We start from the raw sequence: 17,007 nt of genomic DNA, 5'->3' as shown, positions 1-17,007 counted from the left end.
CGCCGGCCGGTGCAGTTCGACGCCGCCGTGCGCGTCGCCGTCGCCGCCGGGCACACCACGTTCATCGAGGTGTCCGCCCACCCCGTGCTCACCCTGCCCGTCGCGGCGATCCTCGACGACACGGCCACCACCGGACACACCCTGGGCACCCTGCGCCGGGGCGAGGACGACCCGACCCGGCTGCTGACCAGCCTCGCCACCGCCCACACCCTCGGCCTGCCCGTCGACCTGACCAGAGTCCTCGCCCCGGCACCCACCACCGACCTGCCCACCTACCCGTTCGCGCGGGACCGGTACTGGCTGTCGCGCGGCGGCACCCACCCGGCCGCCCTGCCGTTGGCCGGCCTCGACGCGGTGGACCACCCCCTGCTCCAGGCCGTGGCCGACCTGCCCGGCGACGAGGGCCTGCTGTTCACCGGGCGGATCTCGCTGGCCACCCACCCGTGGCTGGCCGACCACGCCGTGCTCGGCACTGTCCTGCTGCCCGGCACCGCCCTGGTGGAACTGGCGTCCTGGAGCGGACGGAGCGTCGACGCCGCCCACGTCGCGGAACTGGTCCTGGAGGCGCCGCTGGTCATCCCGCACACCGGCGGCGTCGACCTGCGGGTCCGCGTCGGCCCGGCCGACGGCGACGGCGGCCGGCCGGTCTCCATCCACTCCCACCCGGACGAGGGCGGCGAGCGGCCGGGGACGGCCCGGCAGTGGCAGCGGCACGCCACCGGCCTGCTCGCCCCCACCCGGGCGGTGACCCTGGCCGCGGGCAGTGCCTGGCCGCCCGCCGACGCCGAGCCGATCCCGCTGGACACCCTCTACCCGCACCTCGCCGGGCAGGGCTACCACTACGGGCCCGTCTTCCGGGCGCTGCGCGCCGCCTGGCGCAGCGGCGGCGACATCCTGGCCGAGGTGGCGCTGGACGCCGATGCGGCCGCCGGCCCGTTCTCGGTGCACCCGGCGCTGCTGGACGCCGCGCTGCACGCCATCGGCGCCAGCGTCCTCGGCCGCGCCGACGCCGCCACGGCGTCACCCGGCGAGGCGCAGCCGGGGCTGCCGTTCTCCTGGACCGGGGTGGCGATCCGGCCCACCCGGGCCCGCGAGCTGCGGGTCCGGCTCACCTCGACCGAGGCCTCCGTCGCCGCGACCGTCACCGACACCGGCGGCGTGCCGGTCGCCTCCCTCGACGCGCTCGTTTTGCGCCCGATCAGCTCCGACCAGCTCGACGCGGCCCGCCGGACGGCCAACCGGTCGCTGCACCGGCTCGACTGGACCACCCCCGAGGCGGGCACCGAGCGCACCGCCCGGATCGCCGTGCTCGGCGACGCCGACGAGTGGCCGGGCGTCGAGGCGTACCGGGACCTGGACGAGCTGGTCGCGGCGGTGACCGGCGGCACGGCCCGGCCCGACGCGGTGGTCGCCACCTGCGTGGGGCAGCGCGCCGACGAGCCGGACCCGGCCCGGGCCGCGCACCTGGTCAGCCACGAGACGCTGGCGCTGGCGCAGGACTGGCTCACCCGCGAGCCGCTGGCCGACGCCCGGCTCGTCGTGCTCACCCGGGGCGCGGTCTGCGTCGACCCCGGCGAACAGCCCGCCGACCTGCCGGCCGCCACGGCGTGGGGGCTCGTCCGCTCCGCCCAGTCCGAGAACCCGGGCCGGTTCGTGCTGCTCGACCTCGACGACGACCCCCGCTCGACCGTGGCGGTGCCGGCGGCGCTGGGCACCGGCGAACCGCAGCTCGCCATCCGGGCCGGCCGGCTCCGGGTGCCCCGGCTGGCCCGGCTCGGCCCGCCGCCGCAGGACCGGCCCGAGCCGACGCTGTCCGCCGGCACCGTCCTGGTCACCGGGGCCACCGGCGCGCTCGGCCGGCTGGTCGCCCGCCACCTGGTCACCCGGCACGCGGTGCCCCGCCTGCTGCTGGTCAGCCGCAGCGGCCCCGACGCGCCCGGCGCGGCGGACCTCGTCGACGAGCTGACCGCCCTCGGCGCCAGCGCGCAGGTCGTCGCCGCCGACGTCACCGACCGGGCCGCTCTCGCCGTGCTGCTCGACGAGATCCCTGCGGACCGGCCGCTGGTCGGCGTGGTGCACGCCGCCGGGATCCTCGACGACGGGGTGCTGCCGGCGCTCACCCCGGCCCGGTTCGACACCGTCCTCGGGCCCAAGGTGGACGCCGCCTGGCACCTGCACGAGCTGACCGAGAAGCTGGACCTCGCCGCGTTCGTGCTCTTCTCCTCCGCGTCCGGGCTGTTCGGCGGTCCCGGCCAGGCCAACCACGCCGCCGCCAACGCGTTCCTCGACGGGCTCGCCCACCACCGCCGGGCGCGGGGGCTCACCGTCTGCTCGATGGCGTGGGGGCCGTGGGCCAATCCGGACGAGCCGGGCGGGCCGCAGGGCCACGTCGACGAGCGGCGGATGAGCCGGGCCGGCTTTCGCCCCCTCGGGCCGGACGAGGGCATGGAGCTGTTCAGCGAGGCGCTGCGCCACGCGGAACCGATGATCGCGCCGGTGAGCCTGGACCACGCCGTGCTCGGGCGGCTCGGGCCGGCGCTGCCCCGGGTACTGCACGGCCTGGTCCGCCCCGCCGGCGCCGACCCGGCCGCGAACCCCGCCGGAGACGTGGCGGCCGCGCTGCGCGACACCCTCGCCGTGACGCCCGAGACGGAGCGCGACCGGGTGCTGTCCGACCTGGTCCGCACGCACGCGGCAGCGGTCCTCGGCTACTCCTCGATCCGGGACATCGACGAGGACCGGGGCTTCGTCGAGCTGGGTTTCGACTCCCTGACCGCCGTGGAGTTCCGCAACCGGCTCACCGCCGCCACCGGGCTGCGCCTGCCGTCCACCCTGATCTACGACCGGCCCACCACGGCGGCGATGGTCGCGCACCTGCGCGGCGCGCTGCTCGCCGAGCGGACCACCTCCGCGCTGTCCGTGCTCGGCGAGCTGAACAAGCTGGAGACCGCCATGCGCGCGATCGCCGCGGACGACGCCGACCGCGCCGCCGTCGCCGCCCGGCTGCGCGAGCTGCTCTCGCTCTGGACGTACGCCGACAGCGATCCCGCCGACGCCGACACGGGTGACGGCAACCTCAGCTCCGCCAGCGCCGAGGAACTGTTCCACCTCCTCGACGACGAGCTCGGAACGGCCTGACCGCGCATGTCCCGGACCTCTGACCCCGATACGGAGTGGCCCGATGCCCACTGAGGAAGAGTTCCTCGACTACCTCCGGCGCGCCACGGCCGACCTGCGTGAGGCACGGCGGCGCGTGCGCGAGGTGGAGGCGAAGGACCGCGAGCCGATGGCGATCGTGGGCATGGCCTGCCGCTACCCGGGCGGCGTACGCGGCCCGGACGACCTGTGGCAGCTGGTCGCCGAGGGCCGGGACGGGGTGGGGGACTTCCCGACCGACCGGGGCTGGGACCTGGAGCGGCTCTTCTCCGTCGACCCGGACAACCCGGGCACCTCGTACACCGACAAGGGCGGGTTCCTCTACGAGGCGACCGAGTTCGATCCGGGCTTCTTCGGCATCTCACCCCGCGAGGCCCTCGCCATGGACCCGCAGCAGCGGCTGCTGATGGAGAGCGCCTGGGAGGCGTTCGAGTCCGCCGGCCTCGCTCCGCAACGGCTGCGCGGCAGCCGCACCGGGGTGTTCGCCGGGGTGATGTACCACGACTACGCCTCCCGGGTGCTGGACCTGCCCGAGGGCGTGGAGGGCTACCTCGGCACCGGCAACTCCGGCAGCGTGGTGTCCGGCCGGGTGGCGTACACCTACGGCCTCGAAGGGCCGGCGGTCACCGTCGACACGGCGTGCTCGTCGTCGCTGGTGGCCGTGCACCTCGCGGTGCAGGCGCTGCGCCAGCGCGACTGTGACCTGGCCCTGGCCGGCGGCGTGACCGTGCTGTCCACCCCCGGCGTCTTCGCCGAGTTCTCCCGGCAGCGGGGGCTCGCCGCCGACGGCCGGTGCAAGTCGTTCGCCGCGTCGGCGGACGGCACCGGCTGGGCCGAGGGCGTCGGTGTGCTGCTGCTGCAGCGGCTGTCGGACGCGCAACGCGACGGCCGGCGGATCCACGCGGTGATCCGGGGCAGCGCCGTCAACCAGGACGGCGCGAGCAGCGGACTGACCACACCGAACGGCCCGAGCCAGGAGCGCGTGATCCGGCACGCCCTGGCCAACGCCCGGCTCGCGCCGTCCGACGTGGATGTGGTGGAGGCGCACGGCACCGGTACGACGCTCGGTGACCCGATCGAGGCGCAAGCCCTGCTGGCGACGTACGGGCAGGACCGCGCGGGTGGGCCGCCGTTGTGGCTGGGTTCGGTGAAGTCGAACCTGGGTCACACGCAGGCGGCGGCGGGTGCGGCCGGGATCATCAAGATGGTCCTGGCCATGCGGCACGGTGTGCTGCCCCGGACGCTGCACGTGGACGAGCCGTCGCCGCACATCGACTGGACGGCCGGGGCCGTCGAGCTGCTCACCGAGGCGCGGCCCTGGCCCGGGACCGACCGGCCGCGCCGGGCGGCCGTGTCATCGTTCGGCATCAGCGGCACCAACGCCCACGTGATCATCGAGCAGGCCCCGGCGGCCGAGGAGGCCGAACCGGCGGCGCCGGCCGCCGCGCCGCCCCTGGCGCCGGTCCTGCTCTCCGCCCGCGGTCCCGAATCCCTCGCCGCGCAGGCCCGCCGCTGGGCCGATCACGTGGCCGCCGACGACACCATCCGGCCGGTCGACCTCGCCGCGTCCTCGCTCAGCCGCGGCGGGCTGGACCGGCGGGCCGTGGTGCTCGCCGGGGACCGCGACGAGCTGCTCGCCGGGCTGAGCGCCCTCGCCGAGGGCGAGCCGGATCCGGCCGTGGTCACCGGCGCCGTCGCTCCTCGGGGCCGGGTCGCCTTCCTGTTCTCCGGGCAGGGCGCGCAGCGCGCCGGCATGGGCCGCGACCTGTACGCCGCGTTCCCCGTCTTCGCGTCCGCGCTGGACGAGCTCTGCGCCGAGCTCGACCCGCACCTGCCCCGGCCACTGCGCGAGGTGATGTTCGCGGCGGCCGGCACGCCCGAGGCCGAACTGCTGGACCAGACAGTCTTCACCCAGGCCGGCCTGTTCGCCGTCGAGGTGGCCCTGTTCCGTCTCGCCGGCTCGTTCGGGCTCGTCCCGGATCTCCTGGTCGGCCACTCGATCGGCGAGCTGGCCGCCGCGCACGTCGCCGGGGTGCTGTCGCTCGCGGACGCGGCCGCCCTGGTCGCCGCCCGGGGCCGGCTCATGCAGGCGCTGCCGCCCGGCGGCGCCATGCTCGCCGTCGCCGCCGGTGAGGCGGCCGTGGCCGAGTCGCTGGCCGGGGTCGCCGGCCGCGCCGGCATCGCCGCCGTCAACGGCCCCGCCGCGGTGGTCGTCTCCGGCGACGCCGAGGCCGTCGACGCGCTCGCCGCGCTCTGGGCCGATCGGGGTACGCCCACCCACCGGCTCCGGGTCAGCCACGCCTTCCACAGCGCGCTCATGGAGCCGATGCTCGCCGAGTTCGCCGCGGTGGCCGAGGGGCTGACGTTCCAGCCGCCCACCGTGCCGATCGTGTCGAACCTGACCGGCCGGATCGCCGAACCGGAGCAGCTGTGCCGACCCGAGTACTGGGTACGGCACGTCCGGGAGGCGGTGCGTTTCGCGGACGCCGTGGACCGGCTCGCCGAGGCCGGCGTCGGCACGTACGTCGAGCTGGGCCCCAGCGGCGTGCTCACCGCCATGGCCGAGAGCTGCCTCGCCGACCCGGCGGCCGTGCTGGTGCCCCTGGTCCGCAAGGACCGGGCCGAGCCCCGCGGCGTGCTGGAGGCGCTCGCCCGGCTGCACACCGAGGGACTCGCCGTCGACTGGGACGCCCTGCTGGCCGGCACCGGCGCCCGCCCGGTCGACCTGCCCACGTACGCGTTCCAGCACGAGCGCTACTGGCTGGAGCCGGTCGGCCGGCTCGCCGACGTCTCCGGCGCCGGGCTCGGCGCGGCCGGGCACCCGCTGCTCGGCGCGGCCGTCTCGGTCGCCGGCGAGGACATGGTGCTGCTCACCGGCCGGCTGTCGCTGGCCACCCACCCCTGGCTGGCCGACCACGCGGTCGCCGACGTGGTGGTGCTGCCCGGCGCCGCACTGGTCGAGCTGGTGGTGCGGGCCGGCGACGAGGTCGGCGTCTCCCGGCTCCGCGAGCTGACCGTCGCCGCGCCGCTCGTGCTGCCCGCGTCCGGGGGAATCCGGGTGCAGGTGCGAGTCGGCCCCGCCGACGAGGCGGGCGCCCGCGCCGTGACCGTGCACGCCCAGGGCGAGGACGACCCGGAGGCCGGCTGGGTGCGGCACGCCGAGGGTGTGCTGGAACCCGCCACCGCCGACGGGCCAGGCCTGCCGGCGTGGCCGCCGACAACCGCGGCTGAGGTCGACCCGGACGCCTGGTACGCCGCGCTGGCCGGGCACGGCCTGACGTACGGGCCGGCGTTCCAGGGCCTGCGCCGGCTGTGGACCGGCGACGGCGAGGTGTACGCCGAGGTGGCCCTGCCCGAGGAGATGGTGGCGGGTGCGGGCGGTTTCGGCGTGCACCCCGCGCTGCTGGACGCCGCCCTGCACCCGGTCGGGCTGCTGCTCTCCGGTGACGGCGGCGGCCCGCGGGTGCCGTTCGCGTTCGAGGGCGTCCAGGTGCACGCGTCCGGCGCGGCGGCGCTGCGGGTACGGCTGACCCGTGACGGCTCCGCGGTGCGGCTGGTCGCCGTCGACGAGACGGGCGCCCCGGTCGTGTCGGTCGACTCATTGGTCCTGCGGGAGCTGACCGGCGTGACCGCCCCGGGCGCCGCGGCCCGGTCGATGTTCGAGGTGGTGTGGCAGGCCGAGCCGGTCCCGCCCGTCGAGAACCCACCCGGCTGGGCACTGCTCGCCGCCACCGGCGACACGACGGCCGGCGATGCGGTGGCTGACGATGCGGCGGCCGGTGATTCGGCGGCTGGCGACGCGATGGCCGGCGGTGCGACGGCCGGGCTGCGCGGCGGGCTGCCGGGGTATCCGGACGTGCCGGCGGTGCTCGCCGCGGTCGAGGCGGGAGCGGACGCTCCCCGGGTGCTCGTCCTGCCGGTGCCCGGGTTGTCCGGCGTGGACGAGCCGGGGGCACTGTCGGGCGTGGACGTGCCGGCGGCCGTCCTGGCGACCGCCTCGGACGTGCTCGGCGTGGTGCAGGCGTGGCTGGCCGCGGACGCGTTGGCCGACTCGCGGCTGGTGGTGCTGACCCGGGGCGCGGTGGCGACCCGGGACGACGACCGGGTCACCGATCTGGCCGGTGCGGCGGTGTGGGGTCTGCTCCGGTCCGCCCAGTCGGAACACCCGGAGCGCATCGTCCTGGCCGACCTCGACCGGGACCTGGACGAGGATGTCCTCGCGGTGCTGGCCGGCGTCGTCGAGGACCTGTCCGCCACGGGCGGGCAGGTGGCGCTGCGCGCCGACACCGTGCTCACCCCACGCCTGGTCCGTGCCGCCATCCCACCGGCCGTCGCCTCGCCGGGCGTCGATCCGTCGGCCGAGGCCACGCCGGCCGGGGCGGCGCCGGCCCTCGGCGACGGCACGGTGCTGGTCACCGGCGGGACGGGGTCGTTGGGCGCGCTCGTGGCCGAGCACCTCGTCACCGCACACGGCGTGCGGTCGCTGCTGCTGGTGTCCCGGCAGGGCCCCGCCGCCCCCGGCGCCGACGCGCTGACGGAGCGGCTGACCGGCCTCGGCGCCCGGGTGGCGGTGGTCGCCGCCGACGTCACCGACCGGGACGGGGTGGCCGCGCTGGTCGCGGGCGTCCCCGGCCGCCTGGCCGGTGTGGTGCACACGGCGGGTGTGCTCGACGACGGCGTGGTCTCGGCGATCAGCCCGGAACGGCTGGCCGGTGTGCTGGCCCCGAAGGCCGCCGCCGGCTGGTGGCTGCACGAGGCCACCCGCGATCGGGACCTCGACCTGTTCGTGCTGTTCTCGTCGGTGGCGGGCATCCTCGGATCCCCGGGCCAGGCCGCGTACGCCGCCGCGAACGCCGTTCTGGACGCCCTCGCGGCGCACCGCAGGCAGGCCGGCCTGCCGGCGGTCAGTCTGGCGTGGGGGATGTGGGACACGGCCGGCATGGCCGCGTCGGTGTCCGACGTCGACCGCGCCCGGTCGGCCCGGGCCGGCCTCGCCGCCATGAGCCCGGAGACCGGGCTGGAGCTGTTCGACGCCGCCCTGGCCGCGGACCGGCCGGCGCTCGTACCGGCCGCCGTCGACGTGCCGGCCATGCGGGCCCAGGTCGCCGGCGGCCAGGTGCCGTCCCTCCTGCGGGCACTGCTCGGCCCGGTCACCGCACGCCGCCAGGCGGGCCGCGGCAACTGGGCCGCCCGGTTGGCCGGACTGGACCCGCAGGAGGCCCGCGACCAGGTCGACGGCCTCGTCCGTGGGCTGGTCGCCCAGGTACTCGGGCACGGGGGCGCGGACGCGGTGCCGGTGGACCGGGCGTTCCGGGAGCTGGGCTTCGACTCGCTGACCGCCGTGGACCTGCGCAACCGGGTGAACGCCGCCACCGGGCTGCGGCTGGCCTCCACGCTGGTCTTCGACTACCCGACGCCGCAGATCCTCGCCGCCCACGTGTACGCCGAGCTGGCCGGTGGCCGGGCGGACACGGCCGGCCCGGCCGAGGCGACGACGACCGGCCTCGACGAGCCGATCGCGATCGTGGGCATGGCGTGCCGGTACCCGGGCGGGGTGGAGAGCCCGGAGCAGTTGTGGGAGCTGTTGGCCGCGGGTGGGGACGGGATCTCGGAGTTCCCGGCCGACCGGGGCTGGGACCTCGACGGTCTCTTCGACCCCGATCCGGACCGTAGTGGGACGTCGTACACCCGGCACGGTGGGTTCCTGTACGGGGCTGCGGAGTTCGATCCGGGGTTCTTCGGGATCGGTCCGCGTGAGGCGCTGGCCATGGATCCGCAGCAGCGGTTGCTGCTGGAGACGTCGTGGGAGACGTTCGAGTCGGCCGGCCTGGACCCGGCGCGGCTGCGCGGCTCCCGCACCGGCGTCTTCGCGGGCGTGATGTACCACGACTACGCCTCCCGCCTCATGGAGGTGCCCGCCGAGGTCGAGGGCTACATCGGCACGGGCACCTCCGCCAGCGTCCTGTCCGGGCGGGTGGCGTACACGTTCGGCCTCGAAGGCCCGGCGGTCACCGTCGACACCGCCTGCTCGTCGTCGCTGGTGGCGTTGCACCTCGCCGTGCAGGCGCTGCGGTCGGGGGAGTGCGACCTGGCGCTGGCCGGTGGTGTGACGGTGATGGCCACGCCGGGCACGTTCATCGAGTTCTCCCGTCAGCGCGGCCTGTCCCGGGACGGACGCTGCAAGTCCTTCGCCGCCTCGGCGGACGGCACCGGCTGGTCCGAGGGCGCCGGCGTCCTGCTGGTCCAGCGGCTGTCCGACGCCCGGCGGGACGGCCGGCGCATCCTCGCCGTCGTGCGCGGCACCGCCGTCAACCAGGACGGCGCGTCCAACGGGCTCACCGCCCCGAACGGTCCCTCGCAGCAGCGGGTCATCCGCCAGGCCCTCGCCAACGCGCGGCTGTCGCCCGCCGAGGTGGACGCGGTCGAGGCGCACGGCACGGGCACCACCCTCGGCGACCCCATCGAGGCGCAGGCGCTCCTGTCCACCTACGGCCAGGAACGGCCCGCCGACCGGCCGCTGCTGCTCGGCTCGATCAAGTCCAACATCGGCCACACCCAGGCCGCCGCCGGCGTGGCCGGTGTGATCAAGATGGTCCTGGCCATGCGGCACGGCCTCGTACCGTCCACGCTGCACGTGGACGAACCGTCCCCGCACGTCGACTGGTCCGCCGGGGCCGTCACCCTGGCGACGGAGGCGACGGCGTGGCCGGCGGTGGACCGGCCGCGCCGCGCCGCCGTGTCCTCGTTCGGCATCTCCGGCACCAACGCACACGTCGTGCTGGAACACGCTCCCGAGCCCCCGGTCCCGGCGGAGTTCCAGCCGGGCGCCGCCGCCGACGCCGGAATCGTTCCGCTCGCGCTGTCCGCCGCCGACCCGGCCGCGCTGCCGGACCAGGCCGCCCGGCTGCGGTCACACCTCGCCGCGTACCCGGAGATCGGCCCGGCCGAGGTGGCGTACGCCCTCGCGACCACGCGGGCGTCGTTCCCGCACCGGGCCGTCGTGCTCGGCCAGGACCGGGACCAGCTGGCCGAGGGCCTCACCGCGCTCGCCGACGGTGAGCGCGTCCCCACCGTCGTGACCGGCACGGTCCTGCGCGCCACCGCGCCCGTGTTCGTCTTCTCCGGACACGGCGCGCACTGGCCCGGCATGGCCGTCGACCTGCTGGACAGCTCGCCGGTCTTCGCCGCGTCGATCGCCGAGTGCGAGGCCGTCCTCGCGCCGTGGGTCGACTGGTCGCTGACCGACGTGCTGCGCGGCGCCGACGACGCCCCGCCACTGGTCGCGTCCGGCGTGGTGCAGCCCGCCCTGTGGGCGGTGATGGTCTCCCTGGCCCGCCTGTGGCGCTCCCTCGGCGTACGGCCCGGCGCGGTCGTGGGGCACTCCCAGGGTGAGATCGCCGCCGCTTGCGTGGCCGGCGCTCTCTCCCTGGAGGACGCCGCGCGGATCGTCGCCCTGCGCAGCCAGGTGCTCGCCGACATCGCCGGCAAGGGCGGCATGGTCTCGGTCGGCCTGCCCGCCGACCGGGCCCGCCGGCTGCTGGAACGGTGGGACGGCCGGCTCTCGGTGGCGGTCGTCAACGGCCCCGGATCCGTGGTGGTCGCCGGTGACCCCGACGCCCTCGCCGAACTGGTCGCGGCCTGCGCGGCCGACGAGGTGCGGACCCGCCCCCTCGACGTCGACTACGCCTCACACTCCCCGCACGTCGAGGCCGTCGCCGACCGGCTCCTGGCCAGCCTGGACGGGATCACCGCCCGCCCCGCCGAGCTGCCGTTCTACTCCGCGCTCACCGGCCGGCAGGCCGACACGACCACCCTCGACGCCGCCTACTGGTACCGCAACCTGCGGGAGACGGTGAACTTCGAGCAGGCCGTACGCAGCCTGCTCGCCGACGGCCACCAGGTGTTCCTGGAGGTCGGCCCGCACCCGGTGCTCAGCTTCGGTATGCAGGAGACGATCGACGCCGGCGAGCACGAGGCCGCCGTGGTGAACACCCTGCGGCGCGACGCCGGCGGCTGGCCCCGGATGCTCACCGCCCTGGCCGAGCTGCACGTCCGCGGCGTCGGCGTGGACTGGAACGCGGTGTGCGGCGTCGGCTCCGGCCCGGCCGTGCCACTGCCGACGTACGCCTTCCACCGGCGGCGGTACTGGCCGGAGACGCCGGTGCGGACCGGCCCGGTGACCACCGTCGAGGACCAGGCCGACCGCCAGTTCTGGGACGCCGTCGAGCGGGCCGACGCCGAGGCCCTCGCCGCCGCCATGCGCATCGACGAGACCGAGGCCCGGGCGCTGGACGGGGCGTTGCCGCTGCTCTCCGAATGGCGGCAGCGCCGCCGCGACGAGTCGACGGTGGACTCCTGGCGCTACCAGGTGCGCTGGCAGCCACTCGCCGCCGCGTCGTCCGCGCGGCTGCACGGCACCTGGCTGCTCGTGGCGCCCGCCGCGTACGCCGGTGACCCGCTGGTCGGACAGGTCGTCCAGGCCCTCGGCGAGGCCGGGGCCGGCGTCGTCCCGGTGTCGGTCGCCGACCCGGACCGCGCCGCGCTGACCGGGCAGCTCGCCGACCTCGACCTCGACGGCGTCGCCGGGGTGCTCTCCCTGCTCGCCCTCGACGAGGCCGACCACCCGGACCGTCCGGTCGTGCCCGCGGGGCTCGCCGGCACCCTCGCCCTCGTGCAGGCCCTCGGCGACCTCGGCAGCGGCGCCCCGCTCTGGTGCGCCACCCGCGGCGCCGTCTCCACCGGCCGCGCCGACCCCCTCGACCATCCCCGGCAGGCCCTGGTGTGGGGCCTCGGCCGGGTCGTCGCCCTGGAACACGCCGACCGCTGGGGCGGCCTGGTCGACCTGCCGTCCACCCTGGACCGGCGGGCCCGGGGCCGGCTCGCCGTCGCCCTCGCCGGCCTCGGGCACGAGGACCAGCTCGCCGTACGCACCTCCGGCCTGTTCGCCCGCCGGCTCGTCCGCGCCACCGAGACCCCGCCGGACGCCACCGGCTGGCGGCCCGCCGGCACCGTCCTGGTCACCGGCGGCCTCGGCTCGCTCGGCGCGCACGTGGCCCGGTGGCTGGCCCGCGACGGCGCCGCCCACCTGGTGCTGACCAGCCGGCAGGGTCCGGCGGCGCCCGGCGCCACCGAGCTGACGGCGGAGCTGACCGCCCTCGGCGTGACCGTGACCGTGGCGGCCTGCGATGTGGCCGACCGCGCGTCGCTGCGCGCGCTGGTCGACGGGCTCGCCGGGCAGGGCGTCCGGATCGACGCGGTCGTCCACGCCGCCGGGGTCGCCCACGCCGGTCCGCTCGCCGAGACCGACCTGGCCGGGCTCGCCGACGGCCTGCACGCCAAGGTGGCCGGCGCCGCCAACCTCGACGCGACCTTCGGCGGTGACGTGGCCGCGTTCGTGCTGTTCTCCTCCGGCGCGGGTGTCTGGGGCGGCGGCCTCCAGGGCGGCTACGCCGCCGGCAACGCCTTCCTCGACGCCCTCGCCGAGGACCGGCGCCGGCGCGGCCTGCCCGCCACCGCCGTGGCCTGGGGCGCCTGGGACGGCGGCGGAATGATGGAGACCGAGGGCGCCGCCGACCAGATGTTCCGCTCCGGCGTCCGGCCCATGCGCCCCGAGCTGGCCGTCGCCGTGCTCGCCCAGGCCCTCGCCCACGACGAGGTCACCCTCGCCGTGGCCGACATCGCCTGGGACCGGTTCCACCAGACCTACGCGCTGGCCCGCCCCCGGCCGCTGATCGAGGACATCCCCGAGGTCGCCCGCCTCCTCGCCACCACGCGGGCCGGGGACGACGAGCCGGCCGAGGCGTCCCCGCTGCGCGGCAGGCTCGCCGGCCTGGCCGGGCCGGAACGCCGCCGCGCCCTGCTGGAGCTGGTCCGGGTGCACGCCGCGGCCGTGCTCGGACACGCCTCCGCCGACGAGGTGGGCGCGGACCGGCCGTTCCGCGACATCGGCTTCGACTCGCTCAGCGCCGTGGAGATGCGCAACCGGCTCGGCGAGGCGGTCGGGCTGCGGCTGCCCGCGACGCTGGTCTTCGACCGGCCCACCCCGGCACTGCTCGCCGCCTGGCTGACCGACCGGATCCTCGGCGTCACCGAGCAGGCGCCCGAGCCCACCCGGGCCGTCGCCGCACTGGACGAGCCGATCGCCATCGTCGCGATGAGCTGCCGCTACCCGGGCGGGGTGGACAGCCCCGAGGCGCTGTGGCGGCTGGTCGCCGAGGGCCGGGACGCCATCGGCCCGTTCCCCGCCGACCGGGGCTGGGACCTCGACGCCATCTACCACCCCGACCCCGACGCCCCGGGCACCTCGTACGCCCGGGAAGGCGGCTTCGTGCCGGACGTCGGCGGGTTCGACGCCGGGCTGTTCGGCATCTCGCCGCGCGAGGCGCTGGTGATGGACCCGCAGCAACGGCTGCTGCTGGAGACGGGTTGGGAGCTATTCGAACGGGCCGGCATCGCCCCCGCCGACATGCGGGAGACCAGCACCGGCGTCTTCGTGGGCACCAACGGGCAGGACTACGCCACCCTGCTGATGGCCGCCCGGGCCGAGACCGAGGGTTACCAGGCCACCGGCAACGCGGCGGCCGTGGTGTCCGGCCGGCTCTCGTACACCTTCGGGCTCCAGGGGCCCGCCGTCACCGTCGACACGGCCTGCTCCTCGTCACTGGTCGCGCTGCACCTGGCCGCGCAGGCGCTGCGGGCCGGGGAGTGTGACCTGGCGGTGGCGGGCGGCGTGACCGTGATGGCCACCCCCGGGCCGTTCCTGGAGTTCGCCCGGCAGCGCGGCCTCGCCGCCGACGGGCGGTGCAAGTCGTTCGCCGGGGCCGCCGACGGCACGGGCTGGGGCGAGGGCGCCGGCCTGGTGCTCCTGCAACGGCTCTCCGACGCCCGCCGGGAGGGCCGGCGCGTCCTGGCCGTGGTCCGCGGCTCGGCGACCAACCAGGACGGCGCCTCCAACGGTCTCACCGCCCCGAACGGCCCCGCCCAGCAGCGGGTCATCCGGCAGGCGCTGGCCAACGCCGGGCTCAGCCCGGCCGACGTGGACGCCGTCGACGGGCACGGCACCGGCACCCGCCTCGGCGACCCGATCGAGGCGCAGGCCCTGCTCGCGACGTACGGGCAGGACCGCCCCGCGGACCGGCCGCTCTGGCTCGGGTCGGTCAAGTCCAACATCGGCCACACGCAGGCGGCGGCCGGGGTGTCCGGTGTGATCAAGATGGTGCTGGCGCTCCAGCACGACGTGCTCCCGCCCACCCTGCACGTCGACGAGCCCACCCCGCACGTCGACTGGTCCGAGGGCGGGGTCGCGCTGCTCACCGAGGCCCGGCCGTGGCCCGAGCTGGACCGGCCCCGCCGGGCGGCGGTGTCGGCGTTCGGCGTGAGCGGCACCAACGCCCACGTCGTGCTCGAAGCGGCTCCGCCCGCCGGGGACATCGCGCCGGAACCCGACGACGCGCCGGAACGCGACGCCGCGCCGTGGCCGGCGCCGCCGCTGCTGCCCTGGGCGGTGTCGGGAGCCGACGAGGAGGGGCTGCGCGCCCAGGCGGCCCGGCTGGCCGACTGGGTCGCCACCGCGCCGGACCCGGACACGGCGGTGGGCCGGGCGCTCGCCACCACCCGGTCCCACCTGCGGCACCGCGCCGTGCTGCTGGCCGCCGACCGGGACAGCCACCTGGCCGGGCTGCGGGCACTCGCCGCCGGCGAGAGCCACCCCACCCTCCACCGGGGCGTCGCCGCGCCGGGCGGCACCCTCGCCGTGCTCTTCTCCGGGCAGGGCGCGCAGCACGCCGGGATGGGCCGTGAGCTGTACCAGGCGTTCCCCGCCTTCGCCGAGGCCCTCGACGAGGTCTGTCAGCGCCTCGACGCGCACCTGCCCCGGCCGCTGAAGAGCGTGCTGTTCGCCGCCGAGGGCAGCGCCGAGGCCGACCTGCTGGACCAGACGGCCTTCACGCAGGCCGCGCTGTTCGCCGTCGAGGTCGCGCTGCACCGGCTGCTGGCGGGCTGGGGCGTCCGCCCCGACCTGGTCGCCGGGCACTCGGTCGGCGAGATCACCGCCGCGCACGTCGCCGGGGTGCTCACCCTGCCGGACGCCTGCACGCTGGTCGGCAACCGTGGCCGGCTCATGCAGGCACTGCCGGCCGGCGGTGGAATGCTCGCCGTCGCCGCCGGCGAGGCCGAGGTGGCCGACGCCGTCACCCCGTACGCGGACCGGGTGGCCCTGGCCGCCGTGAACGGCCCGGCCGCCGTGGTGGTCTCCGGCGCCGACGACGCGTTGACCGCGCTGGCCGCGCACTTCACCGCCCTCGGGGTACGCACCAAGCGGCTCGCGGTCAGCCACGCGTTCCACAGCCCGCTGATGGAGCCGATGCTCGCGGAGTTCGCCGCCGTCGCCGCCGGCCTCGGCTACGCCCCGCCGGCCGTGCCGCTGGTGTCCAACCTGACCGGCCGGGTCGCCGATCCCGAGCTGATCTGCACCCCCGACTACTGGGTGCGGCACGTGCGGGAGGCGGTGCGTTTCGCCGACACCGTCACCCACCTGCGCGACCTCGGGGTGGGCGCCCTGCTGGAGGTCGGCCCCGACAGCGTGCTCACCGCCCTGGCCGCCGAGGCGCTGCCGGAGGGCGGCCCGCTGGTCACCGGTGTGCAGCGTCCCGGCCGGGGCGAGGCCGCCGCGCTGCTGGGCGCGCTGGCCCGGCTGCACTGCCACGGCGTACGCGTCGACTGGGCGGCGCTGCTGCCCGCCGCCGATCCGGTCGAGCTGCCCACCTACGCGTTCCGGCACCAGCGGTACTGGCCGGTCGGCGACGGCGACGTGGTCGGCGCCGCCGGGCCGGCCCCCGCCGAGGCGGGTGCCGCCGACGAGGCGTTCTGGCGAGCCGTCACGGCGGGCGACGGCGAGGCCCTGGCCGCCCGGTTCGGCGTCGACCCCGACCAGCCGCTCCGGGCGCAGCTGCCCACCCTCGCCGAGTGGCACCACCGGCGGCGGGCCGACGCGCTGGCCGACGGCTGGCGCTACCGGATCACCTGGCCGCGGCGGCAGCTCACCGCCGGCGCCGCCGACGGGGACTGGCTGCTGGTCGTGCCCGCCGGCGCCGCGGCGGAGCCGGCGGACCGGATCTCCGAGCTGATCGGCGCGGCCGGCGGCAGCGTGCGTACCGTGGCCGTCGACGCGGCGACCGTCCGCCGCGCCGACCTGGCCGAACGGCTCGCGACCGGCGGGCCCACCCGGGTCGTCTCGCTGCTCGCCCTGGACGAGCGCCTCCACCCCGACCACCCGACCGTGCCGGCCGGGCTCACCGGCAACCTCACCCTCGTCCAGGCCGTCACCGACGCCGCGCCGGCCGGCCCGCTGTGGCTGGTCACCCGGCAGGCGGTCAGCACCGGCCCGGGCGACCCCCTCGCGTATCCCGCCCAGGCCACCACCTGGGGCCTCGGCCTGGTCGCCGCCCTGGAACACCCCGCGCACATCGGTGGGCTGCTCGACCTGCCGGCCGACCTCGACCCGGCTGCCGGGGAGCACCTGCTGCGAGCGCTGACCAACACCGACGGCGAGGACCAGCTCGCCGTGCGCCCCCTGGGCACACACCTGCGGCGGCTGGCCCGGGCCCCCCGCGCCGCGGCGCCGGACACCCCGGCCTGGCAGCCGCCCGGCACCGTGCTCATCACCGGCGGCACCGGCGCCATCGGCCGGTACGCCGCCACCTGGCTCGCCCGGCACGGCACCCGCCGGCTGATCCTGGTCAGCCGGCGCGGTCCGGACGCCCCCGGCGTCGCCGACACGCTGGCCGAACTGGCCGACCTCGGCGCGCCGGCGGGGGGGCGGGCCAGCGCCCCGCGAAGGAAGTGGGGGGGGTG

At 77.1% G+C, this 17,007-nt stretch carries 2 protein-coding genes; both read left to right on the top strand.

Annotated features, from left to right (window positions below):
- Window positions 1-3,138, top strand: a 3,138-nt coding sequence (locus tag ABZW14_RS33765) for an SDR family NAD(P)-dependent oxidoreductase (protein WP_355355161.1), incomplete at its 5' end; no start/stop codon positions are given.
- A 43-nt stretch (window positions 3,139-3,181) separates the two neighbouring features.
- The coding region (locus ABZW14_RS33760) for a type I polyketide synthase (RefSeq protein WP_355355158.1) at window positions 3,182-17,007 on the top strand (13,826 nt) is incomplete at its 3' end.

The organism is Micromonospora sp. NPDC004551 (genome assembly GCF_040609975.1).
Classification (GTDB): Bacteria; Actinomycetota; Actinomycetes; order Mycobacteriales; family Micromonosporaceae; genus Micromonospora.
This window is presented reverse-complemented; position numbering and strand designations above follow the sequence as displayed.